The 19,487-nt window shown below is 57.9% G+C and carries 18 protein-coding genes; 11 read left to right on the top strand and 7 right to left on the bottom strand.

The window, feature by feature from the left end; all coding sequences use genetic code 11:
- Window positions 1-133 precede the first annotated feature (133 nt).
- Complete coding sequence (locus M0D66_RS02975) at window positions 134-352, bottom strand: hypothetical protein (RefSeq protein WP_200652976.1); 219 nt, start codon at window positions 350-352, stop codon at window positions 134-136.
- Between the two features lie 751 nt (window positions 353-1,103).
- On the opposite strand from M0D66_RS02975, the gene M0D66_RS02970 reads away from it, so the two are divergent.
- Window positions 1,104-1,307: a hypothetical protein gene (locus M0D66_RS02970; protein WP_266208944.1), complete on the top strand. Its 204-nt coding sequence runs from the start codon at window positions 1,104-1,106 to the stop codon at window positions 1,305-1,307.
- Window positions 1,308-1,810: 503 nt separating this feature from the next.
- Here the strand turns inward: M0D66_RS02970 and M0D66_RS02965 are convergent.
- Window positions 1,811-4,033: a N,N-dimethylformamidase beta subunit family domain-containing protein gene (locus M0D66_RS02965; RefSeq protein ID WP_266208943.1), complete on the bottom strand. Its 2,223-nt coding sequence runs from the start codon at window positions 4,031-4,033 to the stop codon at window positions 1,811-1,813.
- A 160-nt stretch (window positions 4,034-4,193) separates the two neighbouring features.
- Between M0D66_RS02965 and M0D66_RS02960 the strand changes: the two genes are divergently transcribed.
- The 4 genes from M0D66_RS02960 to M0D66_RS02945 all read left to right on the top strand — a co-directional run bounded on the left by M0D66_RS02960 (window position 4,194) and on the right by M0D66_RS02945 (window position 8,521).
- Window positions 4,194-5,315, top strand: a complete 1,122-nt coding sequence (locus tag M0D66_RS02960; RefSeq protein WP_256457104.1) for a branched-chain amino acid ABC transporter substrate-binding protein — start codon at window positions 4,194-4,196, stop codon at window positions 5,313-5,315.
- Window positions 5,316-5,351: 36 nt separating this feature from the next.
- A complete protein-coding gene (lhpH, locus tag M0D66_RS02955; protein WP_200621739.1) occupies window positions 5,352-6,359 on the top strand; it encodes a trans-3-hydroxy-L-proline dehydratase in 1,008 nt (335 codons plus the stop codon).
- Window positions 6,360-6,615: 256 nt separating this feature from the next.
- Window positions 6,616-7,356: a FadR/GntR family transcriptional regulator gene (locus M0D66_RS02950; RefSeq protein WP_093634092.1), complete on the top strand. Its 741-nt coding sequence runs from the start codon at window positions 6,616-6,618 to the stop codon at window positions 7,354-7,356.
- Between the two features lie 154 nt (window positions 7,357-7,510).
- Window positions 7,511-8,521, top strand: coding sequence for an Ldh family oxidoreductase (locus M0D66_RS02945; protein ID WP_266208942.1), 1,011 nt, complete (start codon window positions 7,511-7,513; stop codon window positions 8,519-8,521).
- 100 nt (window positions 8,522-8,621) lie between these two features.
- Here M0D66_RS02945 and M0D66_RS02940 read toward each other — a convergent pair whose 3' ends face one another.
- Window positions 8,622-9,506, bottom strand: a complete 885-nt coding sequence (locus M0D66_RS02940) for an alpha/beta fold hydrolase (protein WP_266208941.1) — start codon at window positions 9,504-9,506, stop codon at window positions 8,622-8,624.
- Between the two features lie 62 nt (window positions 9,507-9,568).
- Between M0D66_RS02940 and M0D66_RS02935 the strand changes: the two genes are divergently transcribed.
- On the top strand, window positions 9,569-10,471 hold the full coding sequence (locus tag M0D66_RS02935) for a LysR substrate-binding domain-containing protein (protein ID WP_266208940.1): 903 nt from the start codon (window positions 9,569-9,571) through the stop codon (window positions 10,469-10,471).
- A 409-nt stretch (window positions 10,472-10,880) separates the two neighbouring features.
- On the opposite strand, the gene M0D66_RS02930 is transcribed toward M0D66_RS02935, so the two are convergent.
- Entirely contained in the window at window positions 10,881-11,942 is a 1,062-nt protein-coding gene (locus M0D66_RS02930; RefSeq protein WP_093634088.1) for a methyltransferase, read from the bottom strand.
- Window positions 11,943-12,357: 415 nt separating this feature from the next.
- On the opposite strand from M0D66_RS02930, the gene M0D66_RS02925 reads away from it, so the two are divergent.
- Complete coding sequence (locus M0D66_RS02925) at window positions 12,358-13,215, top strand: DMT family transporter (RefSeq protein ID WP_266208939.1); 858 nt, start codon at window positions 12,358-12,360, stop codon at window positions 13,213-13,215.
- Window positions 13,216-13,556: 341 nt separating this feature from the next.
- On the opposite strand, the gene M0D66_RS02920 is transcribed toward M0D66_RS02925, so the two are convergent.
- Window positions 13,557-13,829: a hypothetical protein gene (locus tag M0D66_RS02920; protein ID WP_266208938.1), complete on the bottom strand. Its 273-nt coding sequence runs from the start codon at window positions 13,827-13,829 to the stop codon at window positions 13,557-13,559.
- 340 nt (window positions 13,830-14,169) lie between these two features.
- Between M0D66_RS02920 and M0D66_RS02915 the strand changes: the two genes are divergently transcribed.
- Entirely contained in the window at window positions 14,170-14,571 is a 402-nt protein-coding gene (locus M0D66_RS02915) for an N-acetyltransferase (RefSeq protein WP_256457099.1), read from the top strand.
- A 165-nt stretch (window positions 14,572-14,736) separates the two neighbouring features.
- On the opposite strand, the gene M0D66_RS02910 is transcribed toward M0D66_RS02915, so the two are convergent.
- On the bottom strand, window positions 14,737-16,182 hold the full coding sequence (locus M0D66_RS02910; RefSeq protein ID WP_266208937.1) for an IS1182 family transposase: 1,446 nt from the start codon (window positions 16,180-16,182) through the stop codon (window positions 14,737-14,739).
- 152 nt (window positions 16,183-16,334) lie between these two features.
- Here M0D66_RS02910 and M0D66_RS02905 point away from each other — a divergent pair, with 152 nt between their 5' ends.
- Window positions 16,335-16,901 carry a hypothetical protein gene (locus M0D66_RS02905; RefSeq protein WP_256457097.1) on the top strand — a complete coding sequence of 189 codons (567 nt, stop codon included), beginning with the start codon at window positions 16,335-16,337 and terminating at the stop codon, window positions 16,899-16,901.
- Window positions 16,902-17,494: 593 nt separating this feature from the next.
- On the opposite strand, the gene M0D66_RS02900 is transcribed toward M0D66_RS02905, so the two are convergent.
- On the bottom strand, window positions 17,495-17,944 hold the full coding sequence (locus tag M0D66_RS02900) for an ester cyclase (RefSeq protein ID WP_266208936.1): 450 nt from the start codon (window positions 17,942-17,944) through the stop codon (window positions 17,495-17,497).
- A 315-nt stretch (window positions 17,945-18,259) separates the two neighbouring features.
- On the opposite strand from M0D66_RS02900, the gene M0D66_RS02895 reads away from it, so the two are divergent.
- Both M0D66_RS02895 and M0D66_RS02890 read left to right on the top strand, forming a co-directional pair.
- A complete protein-coding gene (locus M0D66_RS02895) occupies window positions 18,260-18,520 on the top strand; it encodes a hypothetical protein (RefSeq protein WP_093636641.1) in 261 nt (86 codons plus the stop codon).
- Window positions 18,521-18,937: 417 nt separating this feature from the next.
- Window positions 18,938-19,405, top strand: coding sequence for a hypothetical protein (locus M0D66_RS02890; RefSeq protein WP_093636644.1), 468 nt, complete (start codon window positions 18,938-18,940; stop codon window positions 19,403-19,405).
- Window positions 19,406-19,487: the final 82 nt, after the last annotated feature.

The following is a 19,487-nucleotide window of genomic DNA, read 5'->3' as shown; positions in this document are numbered from 1 at the left end:
TCGCCGGCCTCCTCTGGGCGACAAGATGAATCGTTGGCCGTAGCGGCCGTCATCGTCGGCCTGTTTTCTGCCGTCTACGCGGGGCGCGAACTCTTCCACAAACGTCGGTAGATCGCCTCATTCCCCAACGCTATCATTGCGCCCCGTTGGCGATAGCTGCGGCGAGGCGGTCTCGCTGCGACTGCAGACGTGACCAGGCAGTTATAAGCGCGTCGAGAGACGCTAGCTCCTTGTCACGAGTTCCCAAACGCTGAAGCAGCGAGATGTACTCCCGTCGCACTGCAATCACGCCCTCAAGTGCCACCAAGGCTTGCTCAACTTCGCAGAGTTGTCGCCGCAGGTCATCTGTCATTGCAATCCTCCTGACGGACGAACGCATCCTGTTCGTACTGGACTCGCTCCAGCGACTCCGGTGCGCCTTGGCGCTCGTTGCTGATGCCAAAGGCTGCGGATAATCCGGCGCGCTTCTCTGATTTCCATTAGCACTCTCTTAAGGGTGTAGTGGATTGGCGCTGAGTCACCTGGCGCGGAGTGATCGTACGGGCGCTGTTTCGCTCGAGACGTCGTCTCGCGCCGATGGTGGGCTCGCCAAAGTACTGTGTAAACGTACAGTATCGCGGGTTGCACGTAAAGACCTAGACTTGTAACTCCGACACAAACGCGGAGTGCGCCATGGTCACCAAGACCGTCCGCCGGACATTTTCCGGTCTGACTTCGGCGTTTTCGCCAGGTCCGAAGGGCAAGCAAGGGGTCGCATATACCGTCAAATCAGCCCAGCAACGTGCCGACGAAGCCTGGAGACGCACGACGCACGGAGTCCACAGTCCCCAACTCAGTAAAGTTCCGAAAGCCTGATTTTCGGAAACCAGAAGCAAGATCGAGCCTGCCGTCCGAATTAGCTGTGATCGAAGCCGGAGACGAACTATGACTGCGCCGCAAAAACTTTACGGTGTGACACTGAAGCCCCAAGCCAAGGCTCCGCGTAAGCTGATCGAAGTCCCTGACCCCGAGGCGCGCCCCGATTTTTTGGAAGCCGTTCGCCGAGTCGTGACGGAGAATCGGGAAGTTGGGGAACGACGACCCCGAGAATAATTCGATCTAGTATGGCGGCCGTGGCATGCAACCTTGGGCAGGATTTCAACCTCGGTCTGCGGATCACCTCGCGTCCCGGTATCGCGGACGTGAAAAAGCCATCGCGATCGTCCGAATATTTCCTCGGAGAACATCATTACGGCAACTTTCGATTGCTCAAGCTGATTGGAGCGGTGACCGATATAGCGATCATTCATGTGGCTGATTGCAGCTAATGGAGGGTCAACGTGGCATCGTTCAGATTCGATGAAATCGAGAGACTTGTTAAGCATAACGACGTGGTAATCGTGCGGTCAGACGAACAGAAGATGAAGATTTCTCCTTATCGTGGCAAGCAGCAGCGCGATGCAATTCTTACGTTCTTAAGGTTGTCTGGGGCACACTCACGCGCGATCGTGTTCAGTCACCACTCCCAGGCCGGTCCGATAGGCGTCGACGTTCAATCGGGAGAGTCCTTTACGTGGCAAGGACTCTGATTCAAGCAGCGCCGGATCTCATTGATCCTGCTCTCGTCCGTCGGGCATAAGACGGCCGTCGGCCATTTAGTGACCTTCGTGACCGACGCCAGGATGTCTGGCGCTCGGCGCGCAACAGCCGTTGCGGGCGTGTAATGCCTATTTCCGATTGCGCGCTGTCATGAATCGATGATCCCCAGACCTTGTGCACGCCAGCGTCACGGAATGACCTTCATTGATGACCTCGCCTCCAAGCACACTTCCTATACGGGCAACTTGCTCGAGTTGGAGGTGAGGGAGACGGCTAGAAAGCGGCGCAAACAGTTCTCGACAATTTTTGAAATGTCGTTGTCGTAACCGGCGCAGTAAAGACTTCCGAGAAAGGAGATTGAGCCGACTGCGAATAGTCCGCCGCCGCTCGGGCTGAAGCCGCAGATCATGTGGGCTCGAATGCCGCTATGCACTCTCGGTTTGCCGACCATTCGATTGAAGAGTAGCTCCTCGGGAACGGTCACGAAACTGGCGTCGTGATTGTCGGAGTACGCGACCACTGTCACGTAGGCGGGCGTGCCGAGATCGGCAGCAGTTTGGTCAATTTCGAAGCCTGCAGCGCCGCCGCCCGACAACCCGAAGTTTCCAAGTGGCTCTCCTGCTCCTGCTTTAACCCCCGCGAACAGCCAGGCATGTTCGGTGGTAAACGAGGCCGGCGTGCGCCGATAGAATGTGCCCCGAAAGTCTCCCTCCGCTGTAAACCCGATTCCCGCAACTTTTTGCGGCGGCAATCCGTTTCGACGCCACATCCCCCCATACTCGCCATCCAACTGGTTGTAGTACTCACCGGGCTGACTTTCCCATACCCGCATGCCCGCCTCGGCTCGACGAATCTCAAGCAAATGTGGCGCTGATACGGCGCGCCCGATTTTCCAGTAGAAACCGTTTCCACCAAGATACATCAGGCTTCCGCCCGCAGACCGATAGGCCAGAAGCGCGTCCAGCATTCGGCGTGTATGGTATTCCGGGTGCGATCCGGTCAGGACAACGTCGTAGTGCTTCAACGCGTCGACGCCTCGCTCATCAAGATCCTCGTCGGTAACGACGTCAAATTCAAATCCCTTTTCCCTTAACCAGTTGGTCAGATGAGAGTCCGCGGAAAAGTGGCGCAGACCCGAGCCATGCTCGTCAATGAACGTCAGATAGCCTGGACGCATGGTGAGAACCGGGCGCAAGCGGGAGGAGAGGCTTATGCCCGAACCATCGCTGTGATAGTTGTACGTTGATGTGCCGAATGAAGTGACGACGTCCGGATTGTGCGGATACGCCCCCCATGCTTCAACGCGAGCAGCAAGCGCCCCCGAAAAATTTCCACGGGCGTTGTTGGCGTAGGCCAGGTAAGTCAGTGTGGGCGCAAGGTACGCAATGCGCGCGTGCTCCCCTCCCGACGCAACCGTGACGTAAAACGGGATCGTATCGACGCCTTCGCCATTGTCCACGCGCAGTCCATAGACACCCGATGCCATGTCGGCCGGAATTTTTAGATGTATGGACGTTTGCCAGCCACAGTCCGACAGGTCGTCAGCGTGGAACCGAATCGCGGCGTATTCCTCTGGCGCATGCTTCCAGTCCAGTTCATGTCCGGTCCACCTTGATGACCGAACTGCCCTCATTGGAGCGTTCACAAGCGTCAACGGGGCGTCGCTATCAAGCCTGTTCGGTACATTCGTGTGGACGAGCGTCGGCGTGAAGTCCCAATGTGCCAACACGTTGTCCTCGCGCTGATCGCCGCGTGCATCGCTGCCGGGCGCACGCAATGCCGGGCTTTCGATGAAGCCGTTGAAGGCATGCTCTGGGTGTCCTCTCCAGATAGCCGCAAAGCACACCGTCGAACCGTCAAACGCGGCAGCAGAGAACGGCGCTTCAAAGTCTGCCACGTTCCTGAACACCTCTTCGCGCGCGTTCGTGCCTGAGCTGATTGCTTGAACATGCCCGTCACGGTCGATCGATATCTGCAAGTTTGTCCATAAATCGGCGGCGACGGCTAAGCCAGTTGTGATCTGTTCCCCTGCTGCGAGGCTCTGGAAAACGAGTTCGCCGCGATTGAGAGCAATCGCTACACCATGCGTCCCATCATGGTTCTGGAGGGCGACCAATGTCTGAAGGGTGGCGTCCTCAAGTGTGGGCTGAACCGTCAGGTCAAGCTTGACGTGCTGAATGCCCTCCAGAACCGGCATTGGGCCGTAGGCGCAGGAGCCGGGAAACACTGGCTGCTCCTCTCCTGGGTAGGTGCTTTCCAACTGGACATCAATCGGGACCAGTTTCATCCCGGGCCCGTCAGGGTTTGGGTCACAACAATCTATGCGCTCAACCGTTGCCGTAAAAGCGCGATCGCCGCGCGAACTGATTTTGAACGCCAGTTCCTGACCAGCGTGTGCGCTCCACGGGGTCACATAGCCGATGATCGCGGGAATTTGGGAGTCTGAAGTAGTCATAGTCAAATGATCAATCATTCTTGGTGGTGATCCCAGACGCTGTTCTGCGACCACCTACGCCCAGGGAAACCCCCTGTGAGATTTTATTTTGCAATGGTTGCAAATAGAACCAAAAGTGGTCACTATCGAATCCAGTGTACTTTAACCACTGGGGTGTGCGATGAAAAAATTTGTCTCTTCGGTAATGGCGGTTGCTGCACTTCTCGCCTTAGGTAGTGCGAGCGCTCAAGAGGTTGTTCTTGTTGGGGTTTCTGGGCCGTTGACCGGTCCCCAAGCGTCAGAAGGGAAAGACAACGAAAATGGCGCACGCATGGCGGTTGACGAGCTAAATAGCGCCGGGACGACGATCGCCGGTAAAAACATAACATTCAAATTGGTATCGCAAGATGACCAGGCGGATCCCCGGATTGGCGTGCAGGTCGCGCAAAAACTGGTCGACGCCAAGGTGGCTGCCGTTCTTGGTCCATACAATTCTGGAGTCGCAATCCCAGCCTCGCGGCTCTACCAGAACGCCGGCATTCCGATGCTTTCGGTTGCGTCGAACCCGGCGCTGACTCTTCAAGGTTTCAACGAGGTATTTCGTATCGGCGCTAGTGACGGGCAACTCGGCGGAGCGATGGCTAATTTCGCCATCGATAAGCTTAAAGCGAAAACAGCGGCAGTCATGGACGACCGGTCGGCCTACGGACAGGGCGTGGCTGAGGAGTTCATGAGCGTGGCCAAGGCACGCGGGCTGAAGATTATCGACCAGCAATACACGAATGGTCAGGCCGTCGATTTCAAGGGCGTCCTCTCCCAGATCAAGGCGACGAATCCCGACGTCATCTTCTATGGTGGTTACGCGTCGCAAAGCGGCCCGCTAGTCAAACAGATGCGTCAGCTCGGATTGCGGGCGAAGCTGCTGGGCGGCGACGGAATCTGTACGTCTGATATGGCCAAAATCGCAGGTCCCGCAGCGACGAATGCGTATTGTTCACAAGGTGGAGTCTCGCTGGACAAGACGCCGGCAGGTAGCGCGTTCCTGAAAAAGTACAAGACAACCTTCAACGTCGATACGCAGGTGTACGGCGTGAGCTATTACGACGGCATGAAGCTGTTGGCCGACGCGATGGTGAAGGCTGGCACGACATCCGACCGCGCCAAAATTGGTGCGCAACTCGCCAAGTCCGCCTACACCGGCGTGGCCGGCGAGTACTCGTTCGACGTACATCATGATCTGAAAAGCTCGGCGACGACCGTGTACACATTCAAGGACGGCGCTGTCGTAACTTACGGCAACTAAGGTCTCAACGAAAATAGTAAGCAAGGCGGAGTATCTATGCGAATTACCAGGACACTTAACACGATCGAAATGCACACCGGTGGAGAGCCGTTTCGCATCATCACCAATGGTTTCCCGCGTCTCGCGGGGAAAACCATCGTGGAGCGGCGGGAGTGGATCCAGAAGCATGCGGATGAGTTGCGGAGCGCCATGATGCTGGAGCCTCGAGGCCATGCCGATATGTACGGAGGCTTCCTCACTGAGCCGGTAACCGAAGGCGCGGATTTCGGCATCATCTTTACGCAGAATAAAGACTACAGTCCCCATTGCGGCCATGGGACGATTGCGCTGGCCACCGCAGCGGTTGAATTGGGGTGGATTGAGCGCACGTCGCCGGAAACGCGCGTCGGCATCGACGCGCCTTGCGGATTCCTCGAAGCTTTCGTCCAGTGGGACGGCGAAAATGCAGGGAATGTGCGTTTTGTGAACGTGCCGTCGTTCGTCTGGAAAAAGGACGTCACCGTCAATACGCCAACGTTCGGCCCCGTGTCCGGAGACATCGCTTACGGAGGCGCGTTCTATTTCTACGTCGACGGTGCGCAGTACGATATGGCGGTAGGCGAAAGCAACGTTGATCGACTGAAGCAGTTCGGCGACGAGATCACACAGGCAACCAACGCAGCGTTTGACATCGTTCATCCAGAGATTCCGGAAATCAGAGGGCTCTACGGCACGATCATTTCGAATACGCCCCGTCATCCGGGATCGACTCAGGCGAACTGCTGTATCTTCGCCGATCGCGAGGTTGACCGATCGCCAACAGGGTCCGGCACGGCAGGACGCGTCGCTCAGCTCTACCAGCGTGGCAAGCTACCCTCGGATGGAACGCTCGTGAACGAGTCGATTATCGGAACGATCTTCAGAGGCCGCGTGCTTGGTGAGACGAAATGCGGTGAATTCGACGCAGTGATTCCAGAGATCGAAGGGAATGCGTTTATCTGCGGCTACGGGACGTGGTTGATCGACGAGCGCGATCCTTTGACCTACGGGTTCCTGGTGCGGTAGAGAGGGCAGATTCCAAGCTCACTTCGACGGCAACCGCCGCACTGACGTGACACCTTTTGGCCCATCTCCTTGGTGCCTTCGCGGCGCATTCTGAAATGGGATGCCGCCGCGCTTTTTGCCTTGTGTGAGCCACGGGGAACACTTCGCGCGTGGCCGCATCAGGAGGTGGCATCATGTCGCCACGACGTATGATAATTATCCGTCAATGACAGGTGAACTCCCTCGCATCGGGCGTCAGGAAATGAAAGGAAGTGAGATGGGTACGACACGGCAGGATCTCGAATCGAATTTCAGACCACTGCAGATTTATGAGCAGGTCGAAGAGAAGATCAAGGAGGAAATCCGCACGGGACGGTTCGCGGCCGAGTCCCGCCTGCCATCGGAACGCGAACTTGCGGCGCTCTATGGTGTCGGCCGACCTGCTGTTCGAGAGGCAATAGGGGCTCTTCAGAATGAAGGTCTCGTTGTGACGAAACGGAATTCTGGTACCTACGTGTCCTCTGCGGCCTCTGAGCGTTTACTTAATGACGACGGCAATCATGGCGCTCAGAACGCGGAACCAGATTTTAGTCCAACGGGAACGCTCGAAACGCGATTCATCCTCGAACCGGCAATCGCACGACGAGCCGCCGCACGAGGCAAGCGCGACCGCCTCGCTGAGCAATACCTTGCGGAGATGGAGACGATTCAGGATATTGACAATCCTGAGCAGCGCGCACTTTGGAACAACAGCGACAGAATGTTCCACCGCCAACTAGCGGTAATGACCGGTGACGCTTTGCTCGTCAAGATCGCAGACGAAGTAGCGAAAACAATGGATCAACCGTTGTGGAAAAGGCTCAAAGACGACGGAATCTTCGATCCCTTACGGATACGTCTGTATGCGTCCGAGCATCGGCTTATTTACGAGTCGATCGTGAGCGGTGATGCTGACGCAGCAGGGTTCTACGTGGAGCAGCATATCAAGCGGGTGCGGCGAGATATTGCGCCCAAGTAGAGCCGGCTTGATCAATTAGCTGGCCGCGAACACTCCACCATCGTCGACAAAGCGATCGCCGCGGCGATGTCCCCGCCGATCATCACCAGACTCTGGATACAAATCGAACGCGCATGGCCGCGCGGCTACTATTGAGAGACGGACTTCAGAAGATATGGCAGAAATAGTTCTTTCACTTGATCGCTTGCACAAGTTGGCCTTTGACGTATTGGCATCCAATGGTCTAAGTGCCCGTCAGTCGGACGCGATGGCGAAGGTGCTCGTTGCGGGCCAGCGGGACGATTGCCACTCACACGGTGTATGGCGCCTTATTGGGTGCGTAAAAACACTGAAGTTGGGCAAAATCAATGCTGATGCTGAACCGCAGATAAACGATGTCTCGCCTTCGCTTGTTAAGGTCGATGCCCGGTTCGGATTCTCTCCGCTTGCGTTTGAATTGGGGAGTCGAGTACTCGTTGAAAAGGCGAAAAAATCGGGTATCGCCGCCCTGGCAATCAACAACTGCTTTCACTTCAGCGCTTTGTGGCCGGAGGTTGAGGCCATTGCTGCTGAAGGCGTAGCCGCACTGGCCATGACGCCTACCCATAGCTGTGTAGCACCTGCTGGCGGAAACAAGCCGCTATTTGGAACCAACCCGATCGCGTTCGCCTGGCCACGTCCAGGCGCCTTTCCGTTTGTGTTCGACATGGCTACAAGCAGAATCGCTCGTGGCGACATCGAACTGCACAAGCGGTCCGGCTCCAGGATCCCGAACGATTGGGCGATCGACGAAAACGGTCAAGCTACCGACGACCCCGACAAAGCATTGAGGGGGGCCATGCTTACATTCGGAGGCTATAAGGGTTCCGCGCTTTCAGCGATGGTTGAATTGCTGGCTGGGCCGTTGATCAGCGATATGCTCAGCCCGGAGTCGCTGGCTTTTGACGAAGGCGTAGGAGCGGCCCCTTGCCATGGTGAAATTGTCATCGCGTTCGACCCTGCGGTCTTCGCTGGCGCTGCCCCTGCAGACAACCTGCAGCGCGCTGAGACTCTGTTTGAAGGAATCGTGGGTCAGGGCGCACGTCTGCCTTCCCAGCGACGATTCGATGCGCGACAGCGTAGCATCGAGCACGGCGTGTCGCTTTCAACGGAACTCCACGACGAACTTACCCGGCTGATTTCGTGAGACCTTTCGGGTGATAGGTTGCGTCCTGAATCTATACCTCGAGCGCCGCAACTGCCGCGAATGTTCTCTCAGCAGATTACATGCGGACGTTCGCCGTCTCCTATCGACAGAACTGCAGAATGGCATCGGCAACTTCCTGCGGCGCTTCGCGCTGCGGGAAGTGTCCCACTCCATCGAGCACCTTTCGCTCATAGCGCCCGAGGAAGAAAGCCTCCCGTCCCTTGGAACTATCGGGATGGTTGCAGGTGTCCGCCCCGCCGTGCAGCACCAGCGTTGCAACCGATAGCCCCGGCGCGGGATTCAGACGTGTCTCGTCCTCGGCATAGGCCGGATCGCCGTCGACAAAACCCCAACGGTGGCGGTAAGAATGGAGCACGATCTCGGCCCAATCGTCGCCCTCGAATGCCTGCGCTGCCTCGTCGAAGTCGGCCTCCGCATACCAGCCGGCCGGTGCCCAGGTGTCCCACATCTGTCGGGCGAAGGCCTTACGTTCGTTCCGCACTACGCGCGCGCCGCGCGGCGTGGCCATAAACCAGTGGTACCAGTAATTGCGTGCCTGCTGCAGGGTCAACAACTGGTCCGGGGCGTTGGTACCGTATCCCACAGATAGCATCGCCAGATATGAAGCCACGCCGTCTCGCAAGCCGCAAGCATTTGCGACCGCGCGTGCGCCCCAATCATGACCGACTAAAACCGGCCGCTCCAGACCCAGCACGTCCAGGAAATCCAGCAGATCGCGGCCCAGCGCGGACAACTGGCCGCTTCGAGGCGTGGCCGTATCGCGGAACCGGGTGGGCGCGAAGCCTCGCAGCGCCGGCGCGAGCACACGGTAACCCGAGCTGGCCAGTATCGGCGCTACGCTCTTCCAGCACTGCGGGCTGTCCGGCCAGCCATGCACCAACACTGCTGTGCGCGGCCCCTGTGGGTTCCATTCGAGATAAGCGATGTCGAGCCGCTCAGTAGCGGCGTGGCGATAGGTGTGCATGGCGTTCCTCGTGCAATCAGGGATGTACCACGATAGCTCGACTTCTCGTGTCGAATGATTTGATGGTCATTCTGACTGCCGCCGACGGTGTTCCGCTCGATACCGTGTTACTGCGCACCTTTCTCGAAGTCGTGGACAGCGGCAGCTTTGCCATGGCCGCCGAGCGTCTGGCGCTGACGCCGTCGGCCGTAAGCGGACATATCAAGCGTCTGGAACTGATCGTCGGGGTTGGCCTGCTGACACGCACGACTCGCCGCCTTGAGTTGACGCAGGGCGGTGACACCTTGTACGCCTACGGCCGCAATATCCTGGATCTGGAGCGCGAGGTCCGCGCGAAACTGCGCGGCGCGCCGTTGCGCGGGCTGCTGCGGGTCGGTGCATCGGAAGACTTTGCTGGAACGTGGCTACCTAAGGTATTGCAGCGTTTTCGCCAATGGCACCCTGAGGCGACGATCGATCTGAAAGTCGGCGTCACGGCCGATCTATTGCGCCAGCAAGAGCGCGGTCGTCTGGATCTTGTGTTCGGCAAGCAATGCAACCGCGTCGAAAAAGGCGGCGAACTGCTGTGGGAAGAGCCGCTAATCTGGGTGTTCTCGGAGGATCAACCACTGGATCCTGACCAGCCGCTGCCGCTGGCCGTCTTTCCCGATCCATGCATCTATCGGGAGTCTGCGATTACAGCACTGAACAAGGCGGGCCGGGCGTGGCGGTTGGTGTTCGAGAGCAGCAGCATGGCGGGCTGCCTGTCGGCGGCGCGCTCGGGTTTTGCTGTTACGGTCATCGCCGAAAGTCAGCGAGTCGAAGGCCTGTGCGTGATGGGTCGCGAACAAGGATTACCCAAGTTGCCGGTTGCACGTTTCTACGCGTTTCCTCGCTCAGACTCGCCCGCCAGCATGGCCCTGATAGATGCTGCACGCCGCGCCGGCCAGCAGGTCCGCTTCAGTCCACGTGCACTTCGTGGCTGATTGATCGATCGCATCCTTGGGCGTCGACATAGTCAACGAGAAGTTGCAGGTAACCGCGACGATATGGCGTGCGGTTTGGCGAGCCGCTTTATCGGTTGGCAACAGTGGCCTTGCGGTGAACATGGGGCTGTTATCGCCACTGAGGCGGGCATGTTCGAGTCGCTCGGAGAGAGTTGCTCGGGGTCGAACTGAGTCTCTCATCATCCGGCTGAGTTCGGCCATCTACGGCCGCTGGCCGGCGCTCTCGGATGGACATTCAAACGTCGGCTTCCCGTCCGGCAAGCGGACCTTCGTTCGACAACTACACTCGCCGGCCGTTGCGGACGGTCACGGAATGCGCGCAATGGCTCGTTGACAGCGTGGCGTCGACGTCCGCAGCGGAGGATGCTGAGGTGCTGCCGCCCCGCTTCTATCTGATTCCTATCACCATCGAGTCCGGGCCGGCAAGAGGCTCGACACGTATCTGCGTGAAGCCGACTTCCTTCATCCATGTGCAGCACTGCGCGCCGGTATAGTCGAAGCCACCGGACGTCTCAATAAGCATGTTCAGGCTCATCAGAAGGCCGAAGGCATTCCGCCTGCGGTCATCGTCAATCACCGCATCGTAGACGATCAGGCAACCTCCAGGAGGCAGTGCCGCGTAGCACTTCGCCAGGAGTACTAGCTTCTGTTCAAGGTCCCAGTCATGGAGGATGTGTCCCATAACGAGCACGTCGGCCGAGGGGCAGGAATCCTTGAAAAAGTCGCCCGGATGAAAAAGGAGCCGCTCCTGCAGGCCGTGCGACGTCACGTACTCGTCAAACACGGGGCCCACCACCGGCAGATCGAAGCCACCGCCGCGTAGGTGGGGATGGGCGAGCGCGACCTGCACAGGTAAGGCACCTTGTGCCGTGCCGATGTCGATGAAGGTGCCGTAATTCTGCCAGGGGAATTTTTGCGCAATCGCCTTGGCTGCACCCAGACTGACCCCGCTCATCGCTCGCAGGAAACTTCGCAGCGTGTGTTCGTCGTGATAAATCGAGTCGAAGAGGTTACCACCCTGTTTCGCCTCGTTCTGTGGCTGTCCGGTGCGAAGCGCTTCGGTCAGCGAGCCCCAGAATGGATATAGCCGGGCGTTGGCCATTTCCAGTAATCCACCCACATAGCTGGGCTTGGCCATGTCGAGAAACAGGTCAGAGTCCGGCGTATTGCGGTAGGTCCCGTTTTCACGTTCCAGCAAATTCAATGCGACCAGCGCGTCGAGGAAATCGAGAACCGATCTCGGATGCAGTCCGAGCGCTTCAGTGAGTTCCGCCGCATTGTGAGGACCGCTCGCCAGGCGCGTGAACACGCCGAGTTCGACAGCGGAAAGCAATGTCTTGGACGCCCAGAATCCCATGCCCAGTTGGAGTAATCGCTCAGGCGTGAGTTCGGGCTGGGACGCGCCGTTAGCGCCTGATTCCTGCCGACCCGCGTTTGGTGTGCTTTGCATAAACTACTCCCAGAGCGGACGTGTGGTGAAGGGCCAGGTGCCATGGTGGGTGAACTGGTGTTGTTCAGCATAGCTAACGTACAAGGCGAAATCCACCCCCTGATGTATTGGTCAAAAGCGGATTTCTGTCGCCCCGGGGGCCAGCGCGTTTTAAACAGATGTACGGCTTCGGGCGGATTGCGTTCCTTTGGGTCGGCATGAGCCGATTGCAAAAGGCCGCGTTCGGGCCAGAGACGACTGGTCACTGACGCCCATCAATGACCGCTGGTCGATCAGCGCGCATTTAGTGCCGTCTTTCTAAACACAATCAGTCGCTCCAACCGTCGATGTGGATCGCTCCGCCACCATCATCGCTCGTACTGGCAGCGCAATGGCCGGATACTGGCGGAAGATTCAGGTTTTTTGGGGGATTTCCGTGTCACCCGTGCGTGTCACTGTGCTGACGCTGCTTGCAATGGTCGCGTTTGCAGCGAATTCATTGCTATGCCGGCTAGCCCTCAAAGGCACCGGGATCGATGCAGCGACCTTTACGTCGATCCGTATCGCGTCGGGCGCCCTCTCGCTCTCGCTGATAGTGCGGCTCCGGGGCTGCAGGGTGAGCGGCGCCGGAAACTGGCTGTCGGCGCTGGCGCTGTTCGCCTATGCTGCCGCCTTCTCGTTCGCATACCTGAGCCTGCCGGCGTCCACTGGAGCCCTACTTCTGTTCGGCGCTGTGCAAACGACCATGATCGGCTACGGCATCCGAAAGGGTGAACGCTTCGAAAGTCAGCAATGGATCGGATTGACATGCGCGTTGGCAGGCCTTGCCGGGCTGCTGCTTCCCGGCCTCTCGGCGCCACCGCTCGGAGGTGCGGTCCTTATGCTCTGCGCCGGCGTCGCTTGGGGCGTCTATTCGTTGCGCGGCAAGGGCACGGGAAATCCCACCGCGGTGACGGCCGGCAACTTCCTGCGCGCAGTCCCACTTGCCGCAGCGCTCAGCGCCGCCATGTCCGCCCACGCTTCGATTGATAGCGCCGGTTTCTGGTACGCAACGGGTTCCGGCGCGCTGGCCTCCGGCATTGGCTACGCCATCTGGTACGCGGCGTTACCTGGTTTGAAAGCCGGCAATGCGGCCACGGTGCAGTTGAGCGTGCCGGTCATCGCGACGCTTGGCGCAGTCGTATTTCTTGGAGAGAGCGTGACCATCCGAATCGTGTTGGCCTCGGCAGCAATCCTCGGAGGTATTGCCCTGGTTGTGGTGCGTCGGGGAACCCAGCACGGCAGGCGGGCGTAAGAGGGCGGTGGACGACGTGGATGTATTGGGACTGACGATCGCGCTTGCCTGCTTCAGCGCTCCTTCATCGGTCTTATGCGAAGCTTTCCATAAGGCCGAACTCCTGGCTCCCTATGCGGGGCGACGAACGGCCGTTGTACCTTGAAAGCCGAAGGAGACGCCGCGCTGGGTCGACGATCCGTATCGGGCCGAATTGAGCCGAACGCAGGCTGCGCAACGACGCCGTGTTTATTCGTTCAGCATCAGACCGAGTTCGGCCATGAAGCGGTTATCCGAAAACGTTCTGGAAATCGTCGAAAGTCTACCTTTGGCCGACCGCGGCGCGCATCCGGCTATCCTTGTCATCGCAACTTTCGAAAGAGCCGGAGACTTGCGATCACGCATATAGGTAGCAAAATAAACAGAGCCGGAAGCGTCGCGAGCAGCACAAATCCACCGCTAAGATCGCCGCCGTCAGCCACGGGATGCTGTGGCTGGAAGAGGCTGTGGTACATGAGCAAGTTAAACAGTGCGCCCCAGGTAATTAGCGCCACGAGAATCCCGACGCCAATCGCCAGCGTGTTCAATGCGCCTTTCTCAATCGCGCTTATTTTGCCTTCGTCGTTCCCAGCCATTGGCAACCCCGAACATCGGTAACAAAACACGCGCATTGTGGCACGGGCTCGACGCGCTGAACGTCTCCTTTCGAACGAAACAAATGTCCCTTCGGGGTCGATTTCGGCGGTTCGTCGGGAGCCCAGGCTCGGCCAGCAGCGGTTCGGTAACTCAGTTGTCCGGTGAGTGGTATTCCGCATCTGTCGGCGTTCGCCGGCCTCAACCGATTGATGCCGACTCGCCTTATCCAGTACTCTGGCGAAGACATGCATATCGCGATCGGCGGTTTTGATGAATCTAGATTTTCGGCTGGCCGTACCCGGAGACTCGGAATGGTTATTTGACACATACCGGCGAACGATGAAAGGTTTCGTTACCTCAGCGTATGGCTGGGATGACGACTTGCAGCAAGCGGGTTTTGCAAAAAGCCTTCGCCAGGGCACTTGTCAAACAGTTATGTGGGAAGGTGGCCGATGCGGGTTTGTGCACTGGGACGTCGAACCGGATCTCGTATGGTTGAGGATGCTTTGTATCGCGCCGGAGATGCAAAACAAGTCGATCGGAAGTGCAGCGATTGCCAAGGTCATATCATTGTCCAGTTACTTACACAAGCCGCTGTACTTGAATGTCTTCGTATGCAACCGAATTGCCTATGACTGGTACAGCAGAATCGGTTTTGTCGAAATCGAAAACGACGGCAAGGTCTCCACTTTGGTGCTTGCTCCTTCATCGTCACCAGCCCTAATGGGACGGCACACGTAGTCTCCCAGGCACCGTGTTTCCTGCGGGAACAGCCGGGTTCGGCCGAGGGCGTGTGGAAACTCCATTTTTTCCGCTGAGGGTGAGGTTGCCGGTTAGGTCAATCAAGTTAGATGCGTCGAGCTTGCGCTATTCGAGCAATGCGAGCGCAAGAAGCCCTTCAGGGCCTCAGCTTCCAGCCATCCTCATTGCCTTCATTGTCCTCGCAACACCAAGTATATTCATGACTCGCTTGAGGTTGTATGCCAGTACCTGAAGGCTCATTTCGGTGCTCACCCTCCCGAGCGTCCGGGTCTGGAAGTGTGTGGCACCCATCCAATGCTTGAGCGTGCCGAAGACGTGTTCAACGGTGCTTCTTCGGATGGTCATCGCATCGGGCTTCCGGTCGAGTCGACGCTGCATGGCTTCCAGTACATGTTCGTGCTCCCATCGTCGGATGCGGCGATAGTCACTGGGTGAACATCGCTCCTTGAGATGGCAACGCGGGCATGCGCTGGGCCAGTACACGTTCAGATTCATGCCATTCTCAACGGTCTTGAATCGAAGAATTGCGCGCTCGCCGGCGGGGCATCGATACTCATCGTTCCTGGCAACGTAGATGAAGTCGCGTTTGGTAAAGAGCCCTTTCTTCCTTGACGCTGAGGTGAGTGGTTTCGGGACATACGTAGTGATCCCGGCCAGTTCACAGGCACGGATGTCCGGACCACTGAAGTAGCCGCGGTCAGCCAGCACCTTCAGCTTTAGCTTGCCCATCGCGCTCTTCGCAGAACTCGCAATCCTGCTGAGTTGTCCGTGATCGCCCCCGATATTCGTCACCTCGTGTTCCACGATCAGATGGTGCTTCGTATCCACGGCGGTCTGCACGTTGTAGCCGACGGTGCCGGTTCTCTTGCCGCCGCTGGTCATGGAGCGGGAATCCGGGTCAGTCAGCGATAGCTGTCTGTCCGGTTGCGTCTTCAGTTGCTTTTTGATCTGCTCGAGCTCACGCATCCGCCGGCGCAACAGCGCGATCTTCTCGTACAGGTGCACGGTCTTCACATCGAAACCTGTCGGACTGGTCCGGTCTGCGGTTTCAATCATGTCGAGATATCGCTGAACGCTTTCCTCGATCTGCTGCTGACGCTTGTCGATCTTCCCTGCGGTGTAGTTCCTGTCACGGCTGTTCACAGCCTTGAACTTACTGCCGTCGATTGCCACCATGTCGCCGGATAGCAGCTTCAGTCCGCGACACAGTTCGACGAAACGACGGCATACGTTGCGAATGGCTGGGCCGTTGTCGCGGCGAAAGTCGGCGATTGTCTTGAAGTCTGGCGCCAGACGTCCCGTCAGCCACATCAGCTCGACATTGCGCTGGCATTCGCGCTCAAGACGCCGGCTGGAGGGTACGCGGTTCAGATACCCGTAGATATAGATCTTGAGCATCACGCCTGGGTGATAGGACGGGCGGCCCGTGAGCGCCGGTGTGGTACCGTCGAAACCAAGGTCCGTCAGGTCCAGTTCGTCGACGAAGGCATCGATGACCCTGACCGGATTGTCCTGCCCGATGTAGTCATCTATGCATTCGGGCAGCAGTGCGACCTGCTTGCGGTCATCGCCTTCAACGAATCGCTTCATGAATCACCCGGTCTCAGTACGTTGATTCAGTTTAGGCGATCAATGCGTTTTCACACACCCTCGGCCAGTTTCGGACGTTCGACCTCATGGCGTAGATCGTCGACACTAGAGCCCTCAAATAGAACTCTCAATTGGCAAAGGAAAGTGCCGTCATGACACTAGAGCAGCAACTTGCAACGCTTTCGGATTGTGGCATCAACCTTGACAACGGCATTACGATCGAAGATATGCTCTATTCATTCTCACGCGAGGAATACGAGAAGCGCCCCTTTGATTTAGTTCTCTTTGTGCTCGGGATCGAAGTGGAGCGTGAGCCGTGGAACCGTCCATTTTGTTCGCGGGTGTGGAACTTCGACTTGGAGTGCATTACTTCAACGGGCGACTACACGCGGATCGTAAAACGATTGTGCCAGGTTGCCGGAATGCCCGACGGTTTGAACGATGTTAGAGATTTTGTTGATCTACAACGCGCCAAAGCTTGGTTGAAGTATCGGGTCGGGGACGTCGAGCGCAATTTGTCGGCAAAGGTAACGGGGACTTGGGCGGATCCACAAGCCGTTTCTCATGTCATGCGCGATATTCAGCAGCTTGACGGGCGCCGATTTTATTCCAAAGACAACGGACAGGCGATGGTGCTTTATTACCTCGATCCCGATGCTGCAGCAACGCTCAATCGTCTGGCACATGGCACACTGCAGCCAGCGCTTGACGATGTTTGAAGACGAAGTCACGGTTTAAAGACCTGCTCAGATGAGAGTAACCCTTGGCTACCTGCATGACGTATGGCTATGTCCAGACGAGCGCGGCAACTTATTGCCCGCGTGCATCCCACATGGGCCGGACGGAGACGCCGCGCGTGCTCTTAACGAGCCGGGTAGTGAATGGGTCTGGACGTTCTGGGCGCGTTCCCACGCTGAAACCATGACCCTCTACTACGAATTCGCTTCCTACGAAAGGTACGTCGTTAAGAGCGATGTCGAGCATCAACCATATTCACGTGCTGCATGCGAGCGCCAACTGGTACATTTGAGGCGCAAGTAGTTTCGCGTTTTGGCGGTTGAACGGAAGAGTCAAACGGCCGCTATGGGGGCATACGAATGTCCTCTCGGGGTCGAAGTGAGCCGACCGCGTCAGGCAGCAACCGGCCAGGAAACGACGGCCGACGCTGTCTCTTCGAATAACTCTTGCTGGCCACAGGCTTGACCTTCGCGATTGGCGTCACGGGCTACAACGAGCAGGGGTACACCCGACCCGTTGTAGCGTTAGATGCACATGGCGTCACGCAAACATATCGGACGCATCGTGCCTTCGGTCACGCTGTTTTGATGAGCCCGAGTTGCTGCAGAGCGGTCACGCCGTCGTCCAGGCCGATTTCTTCAATGATCCTGCCGTCTTTTAGCTGGAGCACGGTCGTACCGGTGAAGCGCATTTTCCGTCCGGTCGCAGCCGGCAACGATCCTACGAGGAAATCGCTGAATGCCGGACCGGTATGCGTGCCGCCACCTTCCCATCGACCGACTACATAGTCCCCCTCGGCGATGAGATCGGCGGCACCCCAGAAGTTGAGATCCGGGAATGCTTCGCGGAAGTCGCTCATGAATGCCTTGATGTCCTCGCGACCACGGCGCGGCTCGTGCAGCGAGTAGCGCAGAAGCATGTCGGGAGCGGCAAGCTCGTCGACGATTTCGAGGTTGCAGGTCTTGCCCCAGAAATCGGTGAACCAGCGGCCCACGATGGCCTTGTTGTCATCTTCCTTGGACATGGTGAATTCCTCATTGACTGTGGTTGAAAGAGAGATGCACGATCGCTCCTCTCTGCCTGAACAATATTGGCGCGAGCGGTCAGCGGCCCCCCGTTTCTTGCTGCAATACTCGAAGACGTTCATCTCAATTGAACAGCAAGAAACGGAGTGCCCGTACCGATCTGCTGCGCTAGCTTGAGCATTCGATCCCGCATTAGCCGAGGTCGGCGGACGACGCGCGGCGCGTCCGAACCACACTGATCTCGCAGGCGTCCGACATGCCAATTCTTTCATCGTCATCGCGCTCGCCTGTCTTTCATCGACTGGAGTTTGACCATGTTGCCCTTTCTCTCGCTTCACGCTCTTGCAGCACAACGCGGCGACGGACTGCGCCCTGAACTTCTCGCCTTGTTCGAACGCCATGTCAGATTGGAGGCTGGTCTGGTTGCCATCATCGAACCTGTCGAAGCAGAACTCTCCTCGCATGCGGTGGACGTTGTTCCTAAAGTCCCTGTGGCGCCGTGCGGAGCCGATGAGTCTTCGGCGGAGGTCTCATGCCGCTGCGAAAACGAACAGCGGGAAGCGAGTTCTGAGTGACTCAAGCGGATCGAAAATGCGCATTCGCTGAAGTTGGGATCGGGTATTCGTGCGGCGAATCGAAGCACCGGCCAAACACACGCCCCTTCGTCCTAGCATCCCTTATCCGTTTGGCCAAAATCAAACATTTGGCCTACAAGGTTGAAGGCAATCCACGCCACCTGATTTATAATTGCCAGGTCGTTGGGAAACACCCGGCGGCCGGGTTTAGCAGCCTGTAGTCGAAAACCGCACACCCGCTCAGGCGGGTCGTGCGTCTACCTCTGCACGTCTATATTTCTATGGGCGGGCCGTGGTGGGGAGCCGCAAGGCTCGCCGGTTTGTTTTCGACCCGGTCTGCTAACCTGCTACGTGCCCGCTCACCCCCTTCCCAAGCGAGTGTCGGGCGATCCAAGAAGTAACAGGGAGATCGTCACCATGAGCAAGCCCAACAAAAATCAACCCGCATCACGTCCGGCTGTCGACGCAATCCAATACGAAAAGCTTGCCCTGTCGGCTTTCGATTTATGCGACCGGCACCTGGCTCAACTGGATACCTTGATCACACTTGCGTCCTCGATATGTAGGAATCCTTCCATCACGCTGGAGGAAAGAAGGCGTCGTCAGACGCTTCTTGAATTGCTGGTGGACAAGGCTGAGCAATATCAGCAGGAACTCGAATGCGACCGCGAGTTGTACAAGGTGATTGCGCTCGATGCGAAGGGTGTTCCGCAAAGCCGCATCACAGCACGCCACGCAGCGAACCTGCTTGCAGAAGAGGTGGCGCAGCGAGCAGGCGAGCCGATAGCCACCGCAAATGAGCCGCAACGCCAAAGCCCGGCAGAGAAAACTGCCGCAGCGCTAAGAGCCGACACGGCTCAGCAACCGGTCGTCGCGCAACACTAGGCGATCAAGAAGGGCGGGCGAGTAGTAGCGTGGTGCGTCCGAATCGTTGGCACGCCGACTGCGACTCGTCCCTCAGGTAAGT

Origin of the sequence: Paraburkholderia sp. SECH2 (assembly GCF_030464795.1) — a bacterium.
Classification (GTDB): domain Bacteria; phylum Pseudomonadota; class Gammaproteobacteria; order Burkholderiales; family Burkholderiaceae; genus Paraburkholderia; species Paraburkholderia aspalathi.
This window is presented reverse-complemented; position numbering and strand designations above follow the sequence as displayed.

Bases quoted from the DNA above. Each gene is read 5' to 3' on its own strand.
- M0D66_RS02965 (WP_266208943.1), bottom strand. From the start codon at position 4,033: ATGACTACTTCAGACTCCCAAATTCCCGCGATCATCGGCTATGTGACC.
- M0D66_RS02940 (WP_266208941.1), bottom strand. From the start codon at position 9,506: ATGCACACCTATCGCCACGCCGCTACTGAGCGGCTCGACATCGCTTAT.
- lhpH (WP_200621739.1), top strand. From the start codon at position 5,352: ATGCGAATTACCAGGACACTTAACACGATCGAAATGCACACCGGTGGA.
- M0D66_RS02915 (WP_256457099.1), top strand. From the start codon at position 14,170: ATGAAAGGTTTCGTTACCTCAGCGTATGGCTGGGATGACGACTTGCAG.
- M0D66_RS02945 (WP_266208942.1), top strand. From the start codon at position 7,511: ATGGCAGAAATAGTTCTTTCACTTGATCGCTTGCACAAGTTGGCCTTT.
- M0D66_RS02975 (WP_200652976.1), bottom strand. From the start codon at position 352: ATGACAGATGACCTGCGGCGACAACTCTGCGAAGTTGAGCAAGCCTTG.
- M0D66_RS02935 (WP_266208940.1), top strand. From the start codon at position 9,569: ATGGTCATTCTGACTGCCGCCGACGGTGTTCCGCTCGATACCGTGTTA.
- M0D66_RS02920 (WP_266208938.1), bottom strand. From the start codon at position 13,829: ATGGCTGGGAACGACGAAGGCAAAATAAGCGCGATTGAGAAAGGCGCA.
- M0D66_RS02890 (WP_093636644.1), top strand. From the start codon at position 18,938: ATGAGCAAGCCCAACAAAAATCAACCCGCATCACGTCCGGCTGTCGAC.
- M0D66_RS02900 (WP_266208936.1), bottom strand. From the start codon at position 17,944: ATGTCCAAGGAAGATGACAACAAGGCCATCGTGGGCCGCTGGTTCACC.
- M0D66_RS02905 (WP_256457097.1), top strand. From the start codon at position 16,335: ATGACACTAGAGCAGCAACTTGCAACGCTTTCGGATTGTGGCATCAAC.
- M0D66_RS02910 (WP_266208937.1), bottom strand. From the start codon at position 16,182: ATGAAGCGATTCGTTGAAGGCGATGACCGCAAGCAGGTCGCACTGCTG.
- M0D66_RS02970 (WP_266208944.1), top strand. From the start codon at position 1,104: ATGGCGGCCGTGGCATGCAACCTTGGGCAGGATTTCAACCTCGGTCTG.
- M0D66_RS02960 (WP_256457104.1), top strand. From the start codon at position 4,194: ATGAAAAAATTTGTCTCTTCGGTAATGGCGGTTGCTGCACTTCTCGCC.
- M0D66_RS02895 (WP_093636641.1), top strand. From the start codon at position 18,260: ATGTTGCCCTTTCTCTCGCTTCACGCTCTTGCAGCACAACGCGGCGAC.
- M0D66_RS02930 (WP_093634088.1), bottom strand. From the start codon at position 11,942: ATGCAAAGCACACCAAACGCGGGTCGGCAGGAATCAGGCGCTAACGGC.
- M0D66_RS02950 (WP_093634092.1), top strand. From the start codon at position 6,616: ATGGGTACGACACGGCAGGATCTCGAATCGAATTTCAGACCACTGCAG.